The sequence below is a fragment of the Ancylobacter sp. genome, from assembly GCF_965229075.1.
GTDB lineage: Bacteria > Pseudomonadota > Alphaproteobacteria > Rhizobiales > Xanthobacteraceae > Ancylobacter.
The window spans coordinates 1103931-1118491 of record NZ_CBDDIO010000002.1 but is presented as its reverse complement, the minus strand read 5'-3'; the positions used below and the strand labels follow the sequence as shown (position 1 = coordinate 1118491).

General features: G+C 67.5%; 13 protein-coding genes. 9 read left to right on the top strand and 4 right to left on the bottom strand.

What is annotated here, in order from left to right; genetic code table 11:
• Nucleotides 1-203: 203 nt before the first annotated feature.
• Nucleotides 204-2087, top strand: coding sequence for a potassium transporter Kup (locus tag ACO07Z_RS11255; RefSeq protein WP_421698808.1), 1884 nt, complete (start codon nt 204-206; stop codon nt 2085-2087).
• A gap of 175 nt (nt 2088-2262) precedes the next feature.
• Nucleotides 2263-3345, top strand: coding sequence for a UPF0104 family protein (locus tag ACO07Z_RS11250; RefSeq protein WP_421698807.1), 1083 nt, complete (start codon nt 2263-2265; stop codon nt 3343-3345).
• A 61-nt stretch (nt 3346-3406) separates the two neighbouring features.
• Here ACO07Z_RS11250 and ACO07Z_RS11245 read toward each other — a convergent pair whose 3' ends face one another.
• Together ACO07Z_RS11245 and ppk2 are read right to left on the bottom strand one after the other, a co-directional pair.
• Nucleotides 3407-4012 carry a hypothetical protein gene (locus ACO07Z_RS11245; protein WP_421698806.1) on the bottom strand — a complete coding sequence of 202 codons (606 nt, stop codon included), beginning with the start codon at nt 4010-4012 and terminating at the stop codon, nt 3407-3409.
• Between the two features lie 33 nt (nt 4013-4045).
• Nucleotides 4046-4954, bottom strand: coding sequence for a polyphosphate kinase 2 (gene ppk2, locus ACO07Z_RS11240; protein WP_421698805.1), 909 nt, complete (start codon nt 4952-4954; stop codon nt 4046-4048).
• Nucleotides 4955-5144: 190 nt separating this feature from the next.
• On the opposite strand from ppk2, the gene ACO07Z_RS11235 reads away from it, so the two are divergent.
• The 7 genes from ACO07Z_RS11235 to phoB all read left to right on the top strand — a co-directional run bounded on the left by ACO07Z_RS11235 (nt 5145) and on the right by phoB (nt 11940).
• Nucleotides 5145-6437, top strand: a complete 1293-nt coding sequence (locus tag ACO07Z_RS11235) for an ATP-binding protein (RefSeq protein ID WP_421698804.1) — start codon at nt 5145-5147, stop codon at nt 6435-6437.
• 172 nt (nt 6438-6609) lie between these two features.
• Entirely contained in the window at nt 6610-7650 is a 1041-nt protein-coding gene (gene pstS, locus ACO07Z_RS11230; protein ID WP_421698803.1) for a phosphate ABC transporter substrate-binding protein PstS, read from the top strand.
• A 160-nt stretch (nt 7651-7810) separates the two neighbouring features.
• Entirely contained in the window at nt 7811-8788 is a 978-nt protein-coding gene (gene pstC, locus ACO07Z_RS11225; RefSeq protein WP_421698802.1) for a phosphate ABC transporter permease subunit PstC, read from the top strand.
• A 13-nt stretch (nt 8789-8801) separates the two neighbouring features.
• Nucleotides 8802-9635: a phosphate ABC transporter permease PstA gene (pstA, locus tag ACO07Z_RS11220; protein ID WP_421698801.1), complete on the top strand. Its 834-nt coding sequence runs from the start codon at nt 8802-8804 to the stop codon at nt 9633-9635.
• Nucleotides 9636-9643: 8 nt separating this feature from the next.
• Complete coding sequence (gene pstB, locus ACO07Z_RS11215) at nt 9644-10465, top strand: phosphate ABC transporter ATP-binding protein PstB (protein WP_421698800.1); 822 nt, start codon at nt 9644-9646, stop codon at nt 10463-10465.
• A 25-nt stretch (nt 10466-10490) separates the two neighbouring features.
• Nucleotides 10491-11204, top strand: a complete 714-nt coding sequence (gene phoU, locus ACO07Z_RS11210; protein WP_421698799.1) for a phosphate signaling complex protein PhoU — start codon at nt 10491-10493, stop codon at nt 11202-11204.
• 34 nt (nt 11205-11238) lie between these two features.
• Nucleotides 11239-11940 (top strand): phosphate regulon transcriptional regulator PhoB, encoded by a 702-nt coding sequence (phoB, locus tag ACO07Z_RS11205; RefSeq protein WP_018388729.1) that lies wholly within the window; start codon nt 11239-11241, stop codon nt 11938-11940.
• Nucleotides 11941-11992: 52 nt separating this feature from the next.
• Here the strand turns inward: phoB and ACO07Z_RS11200 are convergent, their stop codons facing one another.
• Entirely contained in the window at nt 11993-13090 is a 1098-nt protein-coding gene (locus ACO07Z_RS11200; protein ID WP_421698798.1) for a bifunctional transcriptional activator/DNA repair enzyme AdaA, read from the bottom strand.
• Between the two features lie 50 nt (nt 13091-13140).
• Entirely contained in the window at nt 13141-14517 is a 1377-nt protein-coding gene (locus ACO07Z_RS11195; protein ID WP_421698797.1) for a polyhydroxyalkanoate depolymerase, read from the bottom strand.
• Nucleotides 14518-14561 lie beyond the last annotated feature (44 nt).

Below are 14561 nucleotides of genomic sequence, written 5' to 3'. Positions count from 1 at the left end.
CGCTTGGCGGCGATGGCGCGGCGGGGTATTGCTGCGGTGCCCCCGATGCCTCGGCATTGTTCTGCGTGAATCGGCCTTCATGCCCCGTTCCTTCGCCTCGCCTCCCGCGCCACTGCTCTCTGCCCGACGCACCGTCGGTGGACGGCGGGGTACTGCCGCCTGTGCCGGCCGCGAGCATCACGGCCGCCGCGAAGGGGCGTTGCATGGCTGAGCGCCGCTCCGCCGGGCGCCGGGCGATCCCCTTCACCGCTGAGTTGGCAGCGCTCGGCGTCGTCTTCGGCGATATCGGCACCAGCCCGCTCTATGCCTTCAAGCAGGGGCTGAATGCGGTGGGCGGCCCCGCCGTGTCGGATGCCGACGTGCTGGGCCTGCTCTCTCTCATCAGTTGGGCGATCATTCTCTCCGTCACGCTCAAATATGTCATGCTGGTGCTGCGGGCGGACAATGACGGCGAAGGCGGCATTCTGGCCCTCGTCACCTTGCTGGACCTGCACCGCTCCGCCACCGGCAAGCGCCTGTTCCTGCTTATCGCCGGCCTCGTTGGCGCGGCCATGCTCATCGGCGATGGCGTGCTCACCCCGGCGATCTCGGTGCTGTCGGCGATGGAGGGGCTGGAGGTGATCGCCCCCGAACTCGACCATTGGATCGTCGCCGTCACCGTGCTGGTCATTCTGCTGGTCTTCATCTCCCAGCGCGCCGGCACCGAGCGCATCGGCGCCTTTTACGGGCCGGTGATGCTGACCTGGTTCCTGTCGCTGGCGGCGCTCGGCATTCACGGCATCATCGAGGCGCCGCAGGTGCTGGCGGCGCTGGATCCGCGCCATGGCATCCTCCTGCTCGCCGACAATCCTATGCTCTCCGGGCTCATTCTCGGCGCCACCTTCCTGGCCGTTACCGGCGGCGAGGCGCTTTATGCCGATCTCGGCCATTTCGGCCGGCCGGTCATCACCCGCGCCTGGCTGTTCGTCGCCATGCCGTCCCTGCTGCTCAACTATTACGGCCAGGGCGCCCATGTGCTGGTGCACCGCGAATCCGTGCGCAACCCGTTCTACGATCTGGCGCCGGACCTCTTCGAGGTGCCGCTGCTGATCCTCGCCGCGCTGGCGACGATCATTGCCTCGCAGGCCATCATCACCGGCGTGTTCTCGCTCGCCAAACAGGCCATCGAGCTCGGCTACCTGCCGCCGATGCGCATCCGCTACACCAGCGAGCACAATGACCAGCACATCTATGTCGGCCGGCTGAACTGGATCATGATGGCGGCCTGCGCGGCCATCGTCATCTCCTTCGGTTCCTCCGACCGTCTCGCCTCCGCCTATGGCATCGCCGTGGCGATGGCGATGGTCTCCACCACCTTCCTGTTCGTCGCCTATGTCCGCCGCCGCTGGCAATGGCCCTGGCCGGCGCTGGTGGCGCTCGCTGGCGGGCTGGGGGTGATCGACCTGTCCTTCGCCACCGCCAATCTCACCAAGCTGCATGATGGCGGCTGGCTGCCGGTCACCATCGCCGCCCTGGTGCTGGTGGTCATGGTGTCGTGGCGGCGCGGCATGGAAGGGGTGGGGCTGCAGCAGCGCCGCTTTACCGAGCCGCTGGACGATTTTGTCGCCAAGGGCCGCCCGGCGGGCTGCGCGGTGAGCCCGCGCACCGCCATTTTCCTGTCGCGCGGTGGCGCGATGACACCGGTGGCGCTGGGGCGCCTGTCGGAACTGCTCAACGTGCAGTTCACCCGCGCCGTCATCGTCTCGGTGTGGGTCGCCTCGCGCCCGCGCGTGCCGGTGGACGAGCGGGTGCGCGTGCTGCCGCTCGACTCCGCCCATCTGCGCATCGATGTGCGCTTCGGCTATATGCAGCAGATCGACGTGCCGGCCGTGCTTGGCCCGGCGCTCTATGCCCAGGGCGTCGATCCCGACGACGCGGTCTATGTCATCGGTCACGAGCGTGTGATGCCGCCCGACGATATTCTGGGCGTGCGCGACGTGCTCGCCCATATCTTCGCCTTCCTCGCCCGCAATGCCGAACGCTCGGTCGACCGCTTCGGCCTGCCGCGCCCGCGTACCATCGAGATCGGCTATCCGGTCCGGCTGTAAACGGGTGGGACGGGGCGTCACAGCCGCACGTCACGGCCGCGTCACATGTCCGGCGTCCTGTGGCGCCTGCCGGCGGGATGCGCTAATGCGACGCTTGGTCGACCGTGTTTCACAAGGCCGCCGGGTCTGCTAGGGCTGGCCGGCATACTGGCATAACAGCAGGGACGGAGACGCGATGAAGGGACTGAAGGCGATCGCCGGCTGGCTGCGTGCGCGGCTTGGCTGGCACACGCTCGGTCTGGTCGCGAGCCTCATCATCATCGGCATCGCCGTCTTCGTGCTCTACAAGATGCTGCGCAACATCCGGCCCGCCGAGGTGCTGGAGGCGATCTCGGGCACGGACCCCTGGCGCATCGGGGTGGCGGCGCTGCTCGTGGCGGGGGCCTATTTCACCCTGACCTTCTACGACTGGTTCGCTCTGCGCACCATCGGCAAGCCGCATGTGCCCTATCGGGTCGCGGCGCTGGCCTCGTTCACCTCCTATTCCATCGGCCACAATATCGGTTTCTCCGCCTTCACCGGCGGCACGGTGCGCTACCGCATCTACTCCGCCCACGGGCTGGGCGCGGTGGACGTGGCCAAGCTCTGCTTCATCACCGGCCTCACCTTCTGGCTCGGCAACATCGCCATTCTCGGCCTCGGCGTCTCGGTCGAGCCCTGGGCGGCGAGCGCGGTGGACCACCTGCCGCCCTGGGTCAACCGGCTGATCGGCCTCGCCCTGCTCGCCGGCCTCGCCGCCTATGTCACCTGGGTGGGGCTCAAGCCGCGCCGCATCGGTGTCGGCAAGGGGCACTGGACCGTCACCCTGCCGGGGTGGAAGCTCACCCTGCTGCAGATCATCATCGGCATCATCGATCTCTCCTTCTGCGCCGCGGCCATGTATGTGCTGATGCCGGAAGAGCCCTTCATCGATCCGATCGCGCTTGGCGTGGTGTTCATCTCCGCCACGCTGCTCGGCTTCGCCAGCCATGCGCCCGGTGGGCTCGGCGTGTTTGACGCCGCGATGCTGGTGGCGCTGCCGCAATTCGAGACCGAGCCGCTGCTCGGCGCGCTGCTGCTGCTGCGGCTGCTCTATTACGTCACGCCCTTCGCCATCGCCCTGATCCTGATGGGCGCGCGCGAACTGATGATGAGCCGGCGCCGGCTCAATGCCACCAAGGGCATCTCGCCCGATCCGCTCGCCGCCCTTCCGGTGATCGAACCGGACGCCACGCCGGACGACGCCGCCAAGCCGGAACGCCGCCGCGCCGCCGGCTGAGGCCGTCCCGGCGAGAGTCTGATCCGATCAGGTTGAAGCGACCTGATCGGTAGAAGGTGCTCTAGCGGCCTAGGCCGGGCACCAGGGCGCGCATGCTGGGCGGAATCTTGCTCGGCTTCATACCCTTCGGCAGGGCGAACGCCGCCGGGTCCTGGGGCGTGCGGGATAGCTCGGTCACCTCGAACAGCACGACCGGCTTGCCGTTCATCTGCGTGGTGGTGCGCAGCACGATGCCGTCGGCCGTGATGCAGCTTTCCACCGGCTGGTTCAGTGCCGGCACGGCGAAGCGCCACAGGTCGCAGGCCTCGCCCAGCGCCTCACCCTTCCCCGCCCGCGTGCCCTGACGCTTGGCGTCGGAAAAGGCGAAGCCGGGCGGCATGTCCGTCTCGACGGCGATGCGGTCCATGCCGGGCACGTCCACCATCACGATCACGCTGCTGGTCGCGAGGTCGATGAGGCTGACCATGCCATTGGGCTGGCTGCCGCGCTCCACCTCGACCCGCACCTTGCCCTGGTGGTGCGCCACGCCGACCTCCATACCCTGCAGAGCGCGGGCACGGGCCTGGTAATCCGCCGCGGGGGCGGGCATCGGGTCGGCACTCGCGCCGCTGAGGTCCATGGACAGGCCGATGCCCAGCACGAGGCTGGCAATTCCATAATGGCGCATCAGGCGTCCTTCACACGGTCTGCGGCAGACGATTCAAGGGGCGGAACGCGCCAGAAAGGCGCGGCCGTCGAGCACGATAGCGGGATCGGGAATCCCGACAACGCCATCATCCCTGCCCTCATACGGAATTTGGGCGAGGATTTGACGAATAACGCCGAGCCGTGCCCGCATTTTGTCGTTGCCCAGCACCACTGCCCACGGCACCGGGGTGTGGCTCGCCGCGATCATGGCGTCGCGCGCCGCCGAGATCGCGTCCCAACGGGCCGGGGCGGCGAGATCGACGGGGGAGAGCTTCCAGCGCTTGAGCGGGTCCTGATGGCGCTCATGCAGGCGCAGCAGCTGCATTTCCCGCCCGATGTCGAGCCAGATCTTGAACAGACGGATGCCGTCATCCACCAGCATCTTCTCGAAGGTGGGCACCTGTTCAAGGAAATGCGCCGTCTCCTGCGGCGTGCAGAAGCCCATGACGGGCTCGACCACGGCGCGGTTGTACCAGGAGCGGTCGAAGATCGCGATGTCGCCCCGGCGCGGCAGATGGGCGATGTAGCGCTGGAAATACCATTGCCCGGCTTCCGCTTCGGTTGGCTTGTCCAGCGCCACCACATGCACGAAGCGCGGGTTGAGATGCTGGGTCAGGCGGTGGATGGTGCCGCCCTTGCCCGCCGCGTCGCGGCCCTCGAAGACGATGACGATGCGTTCGCGCTGCGCCTTCACCCATTCCTGCAGCTTCAAGAGCTCGATCTGCAGCGCATGCAACTCGGCCTCATAGGTCTTGCGCTTGGGCCGGTCGGTGTAGGGATAGTCGCCGCTGCCATAGGCATGCTCGGCGATCAGCGGCGGCAGTTCCTCCGCCTCCACCGAAAACCCCGCCACGGCGGCCGCGAGTTCCGCCTCTTCGCTCCCGGGTTTCAGCGCAGTCGGGGCGGCGGGCCGCTTCGTCATATGGAAGCCTTTCAACACGATCATAAGGGCAACGTGCCGAACTGCGGAAGGTTCGGGCCGGCGAGTCGCGATCCTCGCCCGCCACGGCCGATTCGCCTTCCGATGCCGGCTCAGAAAGCATATCAGGAAAGCGCGGCGCGCCTTAAAGAGGGCGAACGCCGCGCCTTAACATCGGGCAGGAAACGCGGGCATGGCCGTCAACGAGACGCGGCAATTGGCGGAAGAAACGCTGCGGGAGCGCCTCGTCAGCGCCCGCTGGGTGCTTGCCGCGGCCGCGCTCGGCCTCGCCGGGGCAATCTGGGCCGGGGCGATGAACGCGGGCGCGGGTCTCACCATCGGCCTGCTGGTGGCCTTCGCGGCCCTGCTGCCGACGCGCAAGCGCCCGGTAGCGGCGGCGCTCGCCCGCTTCAGCGGCGAGCCTCGGCCCTCGCCACGCGCCGAGGAGCGGCTGCCGGCGCTGGTGCGTGCCCTTCCCGAGGCAGCTCTGCTGCTCGATGCGCGCGGCACCGTGCTGGCCGCCAACACCGCCGCGGTCGGCCTTCTCGCCAGTGTGCGCGTCGGCGACCCCGTCTCCTTCGCCGTGCGGGTGCCGGAGGTGCTGGAAGCGCTGCGGGCCTCGGTGGCCGATGGCACGGCCCGCCGCATCGAATTTGCCGAGCGCGTGCCGCTCGACCGCTGGCTGCGCGCCGACATCGTGCCGATCCGGCCCGGCCTGCTGCGCGAAGGCGCGCCCATCGAGGCGGTGCTGCTCAGCTTCGTCGATCTCACGCCGCAGCGGCGGGTGGAGCAGATGCGGGTCGATTTCGTCGCCAACGCCAGCCATGAGCTGCGCACGCCGCTGGCCTCGCTGTCGGGCTTCATCGAGACATTGCAGGGGCCGGCGCGCAACGACGCCAATGCCCGCGAGCGTTTCCTCAAGATCATGAACGAGCAGGCGCGGCGCATGTCGCGGCTGATCGACGACCTGCTCTCGCTCTCGCGCATCGAGCTGAACGCGCATCTGCGCCCAGAGGCGGCGGTAGATCTCGCGGCCGTGGTCGGCCATGTGCGCGAGGCGCTCGCCCCGCTCGGCCGCGAGCGCGGCGTGGATATCCTGTTCACCCCGCCGGCCGAGCCGGTGGAGGTGCGCGGCGACCGCGACGAGCTGATCCGGGTGTTCGAGAACCTGGTGGAGAACGCGCTGAAATATGGCGGCACCGGCGGGCGCGTCGAGATCACCGTCGCGCGCGAGGGCACGGATGCGGTGGCGACGGTGCGCGATTACGGTCCCGGCATCGCGCCCGAACATGTGCCGCGCCTGACCGAGCGCTTCTACCGCGTCGATACCGCCCATTCGCGCGAGCAGGGCGGCACCGGACTCGGCCTTGCCATCGTCAAGCACATCGTCGCCCGCCATCGCGGCAAGATGGGCATCGAGAGCACCCCGGGCGTCGGCTCGACATTCTCCGTGCGTTTGTCTACGGCGTCGGCGCCGAAGCGATAAGTTCAATATTTTCAGTAATTTGAACTGTCATCAAGGGTTCATCGAAGGGTCATAGAACCTTGGTGCCCGGGCGGTAAGACTCCCGAGTGAACTGTCCACCGCCCTTCGGCCAATCGGGTAAGCCGGCGTTGTTCGGCCAGGCTGCCCATCTCCCGACCTAAGGAGAAGACCCTTGAAATTCACCCATCTGCTCGGCGCTGCTGCGCTGTCGTTCGGCGCCCTGGTTTCCGGCGCCGCCTTCGCCGCTGACATCAACGGCGCGGGCGCCTCCTTCCCGGCTCCGGTCTATCAGGCCTGGGCTGCGGCCTATAAGGAGAAGACGGGCACCGGCCTCAACTATCAGTCGATCGGTTCCGGCGGTGGTCAGAACCAGATCGTCAACCGCACCGTCGATTTCGGCGCCTCCGACGCGCCGATGAAGGACGACAAGCTCGAATCCGCCAACCTGCTGCAGTTCCCGACCGTGATCGGCTCGGTGGTCGCCATCGTCAATCTCGGCGAAGACCACGCCCTGACCCTCGACGGCGCCACCATCGCCGACATCTACCAGGGCAAGATCACCAAGTGGAACGACCCGAAGATCGCCGCCCTGAACAAGGGTGCGACGCTTCCCGACATCGCCATCGTGCCGGTCTATCGTTCGGACTCCTCGGGCACGTCCTTCGTGTTCACCTCCTACCTCGCCGCCACCAATGCCGACTGGAAGTCGAACATCGGCGCGGCGACCTCGGTCCAGTGGCCGGTCGGCGCGGGCGCCAAGGGCAATGAAGGCGTTGCCGGCACCGTGAAGAACACCAAGGGCGCCATCGGCTACGTCGAGTTCATCTACGCCGCCGCCAACAAGCTCGCCACCACCGACCTCGTCAACAAGGCCGGCAAGGTCGTGAAGCCCGAGACCAAGGCGTTCGTCGAAGCCGCCGCCGCCGCCGACTGGAAGGGCGCGAAGAACTTCGCCGCCTCGATGATCGACACCGCCGGCGAAGGCGCCTGGCCGATCACCTCCGCCACCTTCATCCTGCTGCCGAAGAACCCGACCAATGCCGCGCAGTCGGCGGAAGTCATCAAGTTCTTCGACTGGGCCTATGGTGCGGAAGGCGACGCCATCGCCGAGAAGCTCCACTACATCCCGCTCCCGGACGCCGTCGTCACCGAGATCAAGAAGGCCTGGGCGAGCGACGTGAAGGCCGACGGCAAGGCCGTCTGGACCAACTGATCCTGAACCGCACCTGGAAGAGGCGGCCCGTGGCCGCCTCTTCTCGTCTGCTCCGGCGAGCGGTACTCTGCCGCGTCGACACCTGTTCCGTCCCAGTAGTACGCCGCCCCTCCGGCCGATCGCGGCTCAGGGTGACAAGGCGCTCCAAGGATCACACGACATGGATGCCACTCTCAGCGGAAGGCAGGCGGAGGCCGGCCTGATCGCGGCGCACAAGCCGACGGGCCGCGTAAGCGACCCGGTTTTCGTCGGCATTCTCTGGGCCAGCGGCATTCTGGTGCTGCTGCTGCTCGGCCTCATCATCGCGATGCTGTTCAAGGGCGGCCTGCCGGCCCTGCAGGAATTCGGCATCTCCTTCCTGTGGTCGACCAAGTGGAACCCGGTGACCGAGGTGTTCGGCGCGGGCGTGATGGTGTTCGGCACCGTCTTCAGCGCGGTCATCGCGGTGATCATCGCCCTGCCGCTGTCCTTCGGCATCGCCTTCTTCCTCACCGAGATCGCCCCCGGCCCGCTGCGCCGGCCGATCGGCGTCGCGATCCAGCTGCTCGCCGCGATCCCGTCGATCATCTACGGCATGTGGGGCTTCTTCGTCATCGTGCCGCTGATGGCCGCCTATGTTCAGCCGCCGCTGATCGAATGGCTCGGCCCGCTGCCGGTGATCGGCGCGCTGTTCCAGGGCCCGCCGCTCGGCGCGGGCATGCTCACCGCCGGCCTGATCATGGCGATCATGATCCTGCCCTTCATCACCGCCATGTTCGTCGAGGTGCTGGAATCGGTGCCGCCGATGATTAAGGAATCCGCCTATGGCGTCGGCGCCACCACCTATGAGGTCTACCGCAACGTCTCGGTGCCCTATGGCCGCACCGCCATGGTCGGCGCCGTCATGCTCGGCCTTGGCCGCGCGCTGGGCGAGACCATGGCCGTGACCTTCGTCATCGGCAACGCCACACGCATGTCGGCGTCGCTCTTCGCTCCGGGCGCCACCATCGCCTCCACCATCGCCAACGAGTTCCCCGAAGCCTCCACCGGTTCGCTGAAACTCCAGTCGCTGCTGGAACTGGGCTTCATCCTGTTCGTGATTTCGTTCATCGTGCTCGCGCTCTCGCGCCTGCTCGTCCGGTCCCGGCTCAAGGGCTGAGGGAGAGACACACATGGCATCCCTCGCCCGCCGCCGCGCCACCGACTACACGGTCAAGGTGATCAGCACCGGCTTCGCCGTGCTCTCGCTCATCCTGCTCGCCTGGATCCTGTGGACCCTGGTGATCCGCGGCCTGCCCGCGCTCGGCCCGCACGTCTTCACCAAGATCACCGCGCCGCCCGGCGCCGGGGGCGGCCTGCTCAACGCCATCGTCGGCTCGCTGATCCAGATCGGCGTCGCGCTCCTCATCGGCACCCCCATCGGCCTGATGTGCGGCACCTTCCTGGCCGAAAACGGCCGCGGAACCCAGATCGCCAACGCGGTGCGCTTCGTCAATGACGTGCTGCTCTCGGCGCCGTCGATCCTCATCGGCCTGTTCGTCTACCAGCTGCTGGTGGTGCCGTTCGGCGGATTCTCCGGCTGGGCGGGCTCCATCGCCCTGGCGATCATCATCATTCCGGTCGTGGTGCGCACCACGGAGGACATGCTGAACCTGGTGCCGATCGGCCTGCGCGAAGCGGCCTTCGCCCTTGGCGCGCCGCAGTGGAAGGTCGTCACCTTCGTCACCTGGCGCGCGGCCCGGGCAGGTATCGTCACCGGCATCCTTCTGGCGGTGGCCCGCGCCGCCGGCGAGACGGCGCCGCTGCTGTTCACCTCGCTCGGCAATAATGGCTGGTCGATCAGCCTGAACGCGCCGATGGCCAGCCTGCCGATCGCCATCTATCAATATGCCGCCAGCCCGTTCGAGGACTGGGTCGCGCTGGCCTGGGCGGGCGCCCTGCTCATCACCGTCGGGGTTCTGACCCTGAACATCCTTTCCCGCCTCGTCCTGGCGAAGATGAAGTGAGACGGACCATGAATTTCGCACCTGAAACGTCGATCGACATCGCCTCCGCCGTCAACCGCGCCACCGCGCCGTCGGCCGAACCCAAGATCAAGGTCGAGAAGCTGAACTTCTTCTACGGCGACAATCACGCGCTGAAGAACATCAATTTCGAGATCCCGGAAAAGCGCGTCACCGCGATGATCGGGCCTTCCGGCTGCGGCAAGTCCACGCTGCTGCGCATCTTCAACCGCATGTACCAGCTCTATCCGGGCCAGCGCGCGGAAGGGAAGATCCTGTTCGACGGCGCCGACCTGCTGAGCAAGGACCTCGACTCCACCGTCGTGCGCTCGCGCATCGGCATGGTGTTCCAGAAGCCGACGCCGTTCCCGATGTCGATCTATGACAACATCGCCTTCGGCGTGAAGCTGCATGAGCGCCTGTCCAAGGCGCAGATGGACGAGCGCGTCGAATGGTGCCTGCGCAAGGCGGCGATCTGGGAAGAGACCAAGGACCGCCTGCACACCTCGGCGCTCGGCATGTCGGGCGGCCAGCAGCAGCGTCTGTGCATCGCCCGCACCATCGCCGTGCGGCCGGAAGTGATCCTGCTCGACGAGCCCACCTCGGCGCTCGACCCGATCTCGACCTCGAAGATCGAAGACCTGATCGACGAGCTGAAGCAGGAATTCACGATCGTCATCGTGACGCACAACATGCAGCAGGCGGCGCGCTGCGCCGACATCACCTCCTTCTTCTATCTCGGCGAGCTCATCGAGGTCGCCGCCTCGAACGAGATCTTCACCAACCCGCGCGAAGCCCGCACCCGCGACTACATCACCGGCCGCTTCGGCTGAGCCCGCGACGAGAGAGGCCTGCCCCATGACCGAACATATCGTCTCGTCATTCGACACCGACCTGAAGGAACTCGGCCGCCGCGTGGTCGAAATGGGCGGACAGTCGGAGCGTCTGGTTGCCGATTCCGTGCAGGCGCTGGTCAAGCGCGACACCGAGCTGGCGCAGAAGGTGATCGTGCTCGACGGGCCGGTCGATCTGCTGCAGCGGGAGATCGAGGAAAAGGCGGTGCTCATCATCGCCCGTCGCCAGCCGCTCGCCGGCGATCTGCGCGAGATCGTCGCCGCCATGCGCATCGCCAACGACCTGGAGCGCATCGGCGACCTCGCCAAGAACACCGCCAAGCGCGTGCTCGCCCTCACCGGCGAATTCCACCCGCAGAAGCTGGTGCGCGGCGTGGAGCACATGTCGACCATCGTGCTCGAACAGCTGAAAGTGGTGCTCGACGCCTATGCCACGCGCGATCAGGCGCGGGCGCTGGAAGTCTGGCAGCGCGATGGCGAGGTCGATGTGCTCTACACCTCGCTGTTCCGCGAACTCCTCACCTATATGATGGAGGACCCGCGCAACATCTCGCTGTGCACGCATCTGCTGTTCTGCGCCAAGAACATCGAGCGTATCGGCGACCACGCGACGAACATCGCGGAAACCATCCATTATCTTGTCACCGGCCAGCTGCTTACCGAGGAGCGGCCGAAGCAGGATACCAGCAGCCTGACCAGCGTCGCGTTCCCGGCCTGATTCCGGCGACCCGCGAACGCTCGGGGATGATATCATGCCCACCAACATACTGATCGTGGAGGATGAGGAGCCCCTCACCCTCCTGCTCCGCTACAATCTCGAATCCGAAGGCTATTCGGTCGATAATGTCGGGCGGGGCGACGAGGCGGAGACCAGGCTGCGCGAAAGCGTGCCGGACCTCCTGATCCTCGACTGGATGCTGCCCGGCCTCTCCGGCATCGAGCTGTGCCGGCGCCTGCGCGCCCGGCCGGAAACCGAGCGCATGCCGATCCTCATGCTCACCGCCCGCGGCGAGGAGACCGAGCGCGTGCGCGGGCTCGCCACCGGCGCCGACGATTATGTGGTCAAGCCGTTCTCGGTGCCGGAGCTGGTGGCGCGGGTGCGGGCGCTGCTGCGCCGGGCCAAGCCCGAGCACATCTCCACCCTGCTGCGCGCCGGCGACATCGAGCTCGACCGCGAAACCAAGCGTGTCCACCGCGCCGGCCGCGAGCTGCATCTCGGCCCCACCGAGTTCCGGCTGCTGGAATTCCTCATGCAGTCGCCGGGCCGCGTCTATTCGCGCGAACAGCTGCTCGACGGCGTGTGGGGGCAGGATGTCTATATCGACGAGCGCACGGTCGATGTGCATGTCGGCCGCCTGCGCAAGGCGCTGAACCGCCCGCGCCAGCCCGACCCGATCCGCACCGTGCGCGGCTCCGGCTATTCCTTCAACGAGATGTTTGCCCGCGCGCACTGAGCGCGCGCGAACGGCCCTGTCTGACGCCGCGCCTCCTGGCGCGGGTGCCGCGTCACCCCGCCGCTGCGGCGGGTGCCCGGTAACGGCTCTCGATTTCCAGCAGGCGCTGCTTGCGCCACAGCCCGCCGCCATAGCCGGTGAGGGCGCCATCGGTGCCGATGACGCGGTGGCAGGGAATGATCAGCGCCAGCTGGTTGGCGCCATTGGCCCGGGCCACGGCGCGGATCGCCGTCGGCGCGCCGATCCGCCGGGCGATGTCGGCATAGCTCGCCGTCGCCCCGGCCGGTATGCGTCGTAGCTCCGCCCAGACGGCGCGGGTGAAGGCGCTGCCGTCGAGCGCGACAGGCGTGGCAAAATCCGCCGACCGGCCGGCGAAATAGGCGCTGAGTTCGCGGCGGATGCTCTCCGTCGGCGGGTGGCTGCCGATCCCCAGCTCCCCCTTCACCCCCTTGCGCAGCCGGGCGATCTCTGCCGGCAGGCCGCGCCGCTCGATGAATTCCAGCAGATGCAGATGGGTGGTGCTGGAAATCGCGATCATGTCGCCGAGCGGCGTGCCGATCCAGTCGGCGAGCAGTCGTCCCTCGCCGGCGATCTCGCCCGGCGCGCAGCCGATCAGCCGGGCGAAGGCGGCGCGGAAGGCGCTGGCCGACTGGAAGCCGGCCTCCTGCTGCGCGGCGATGACCGACCCGCCGAGCGCCAGCGTCTCGAAGCCTTCGCGCAGCCGCCGGTGGCGCGCCATGTCGAGGAACGTCATGCCGAAATGCCGCTTGAAGGCGCGGCGGACGGTGGAGAGGTCATAGCCCATGCGGGTGATGTCCTCCTCGCCGAAGCGGTAGGCCGGGCGCGCGTCCAGCGCGGCGAGCAGCGCCGCGATCATCGGCTCCGCCTCGGCGGCTGGCCGCAGCGGATGGCAGCGCTTGCAGGGGCGAAAGCCCGCTTCGATGCAGGCGCCGATGGTCGGGCGAAAGCTGCAATTCTCGATCAGCGGCTTACGGGCTGGGCAGGTGAGCCGGCAAAATATGCCCGTCGTGGCGACGCAGACATAGGCGCGCCCCTCATAGCGCGCGTCACGCGCGAGCAGCGCCTCATACAGCGTGGCCGCATTCGGCAAGGTGAGGTCGAACAGATCGTGGGTGGCGTCGGTCAGCATGGGCCGACGCTAGCATCGCGCCGGCTCCCGCGCCGCCGGAAAACGGGCGTTTATTCGCCGCCCGCCTCGGCCCCGCCCTTCGGCCGGTTGTGGCCCTTTTTCGGCCAGTTGTGCGAGAGCACGAAGTCGGAAATGCGCGGGGCGATCTCGGCGCGGAAGCGCGAGCCGTTGAACACGCCGTAATGGCCGACGGTCGGCTGGAGGTAATGCGCCTTCATGTCGTCCGGCAGGCCGGAACACAGCGTCTGCGCCGCACGGGTCTGGCCGATGCCGGAAATGTCGTCATTCTCGCCCTCGACGGTGAGCAGCGCGACATTGCGGATCTTCGACGGGTCGACCCGGGCGCCGCGATGGGTCATCCGCCCGCGCGGCAGCGCGTGGTCGATGAACACGGTTTGTAGCGTCTGTAGGTAATACTCCGCCGGCAGATCCATGACCGAGAGATATTCGTCGTAGAATTCGCGGTGCTTGGCGGCGGAATCGCCGTCGCCCTTGACGAGATGGCCGAACATGTCGGCATGCGCCTTCAGATGGCGCTCCAGATTCATCGCCATGAAGCCGTGCAGTTGCAGGAAGCCGGGATAGACCTGCCGCATCACCCCGGCATTGGGCCAGGGCACGGTGGTGATGACATTGCGCTGGAACCAGTCGATGCCGCGCTCCTGGGCGAAATGGTTTACCGCCGTCGGGCTCTCGCGCGTGTCGATCGGCCCGCCCATCAGCACCATGGAGGCGGGCACGTCAGGGTCGCCCAGCTCCTCCATCCGCGCCACGGCGGCGAGCACCGGCACCGCCGGCTGGCAGACGGCGAGCGCATGCACCCCGCCGCCGAGATGGTGGAAGATGTCGATGACATAGTCGATATAGTCGTCGAGGCTGAACGGCCCCTCCGACACCGGCACGTTGCGCGCATCGACCCAGTCGGTGATGTAGACATCGTGATTGGTCAGCAGCGTCTGCACCGTGCCGCGCAGCAGGGTGGCGTAATGGCCGGACAGCGGCGCGACGATCACCATGCGCGGCTGCGGCCGGCGCGGCTTGTGCGCGAAGTCGCGGCGGAAATGCAGCAGCTTGCAGAAGGGCCGCTCCCACACCGTCTCGATGGTGACGGGAACGCTGACGCCGCCAACGTTGACCTCGTCAATGCCCCATTCCGGCTTGCCGTAGCGCCGCGTCGTGCGCTCGAACATTTCCAGCGAGGCCGACATGGTCTTGCCGAAGCCGGTATGGCTGAGCGGATTGGCGGGGTTGCGGTAGAACAGCCGTCCGGCATCGGCCATGATGCGCAGCGGGTCGAGCGCGGCGTGGCCGAGTTCGAACATCCAGTACATAGGCCGCGTCAGCGCCGAGGCGGCTTCCAGCGTCACCTCGGGCGAGGCCACCGCTTCCGTCGCATCAGGCACATCGCCGAAAACGCCGATTGCCATGCTGTCCTCCGTCGTCCGCGCCTGTTTGGTACCGTCCCCGTGAT

Excerpts from the sequence above, each read along its gene's own strand:
- phoB (WP_018388729.1), top strand. The coding sequence starts at position 11,239 with ATGCCCACCAACATACTGATCGTGGAGGATGAGGAGCCCCTCACCCTC.
- ACO07Z_RS11245 (WP_421698806.1), bottom strand. The coding sequence starts at position 4,012 with ATGCGCCATTATGGAATTGCCAGCCTCGTGCTGGGCATCGGCCTGTCC.
- pstC (WP_421698802.1), top strand. The coding sequence starts at position 7,811 with ATGGATGCCACTCTCAGCGGAAGGCAGGCGGAGGCCGGCCTGATCGCG.
- ppk2 (WP_421698805.1), bottom strand. The coding sequence starts at position 4,954 with ATGACGAAGCGGCCCGCCGCCCCGACTGCGCTGAAACCCGGGAGCGAA.
- ACO07Z_RS11200 (WP_421698798.1), bottom strand. The coding sequence starts at position 13,090 with ATGCTGACCGACGCCACCCACGATCTGTTCGACCTCACCTTGCCGAAT.
- pstB (WP_421698800.1), top strand. The coding sequence starts at position 9,644 with ATGAATTTCGCACCTGAAACGTCGATCGACATCGCCTCCGCCGTCAAC.
- ACO07Z_RS11250 (WP_421698807.1), top strand. The coding sequence starts at position 2,263 with ATGAAGGGACTGAAGGCGATCGCCGGCTGGCTGCGTGCGCGGCTTGGC.
- pstA (WP_421698801.1), top strand. The coding sequence starts at position 8,802 with ATGGCATCCCTCGCCCGCCGCCGCGCCACCGACTACACGGTCAAGGTG.
- ACO07Z_RS11235 (WP_421698804.1), top strand. The coding sequence starts at position 5,145 with ATGGCCGTCAACGAGACGCGGCAATTGGCGGAAGAAACGCTGCGGGAG.
- phoU (WP_421698799.1), top strand. The coding sequence starts at position 10,491 with ATGACCGAACATATCGTCTCGTCATTCGACACCGACCTGAAGGAACTC.
- ACO07Z_RS11255 (WP_421698808.1), top strand. The coding sequence starts at position 204 with ATGGCTGAGCGCCGCTCCGCCGGGCGCCGGGCGATCCCCTTCACCGCT.
- ACO07Z_RS11195 (WP_421698797.1), bottom strand. The coding sequence starts at position 14,517 with ATGGCAATCGGCGTTTTCGGCGATGTGCCTGATGCGACGGAAGCGGTG.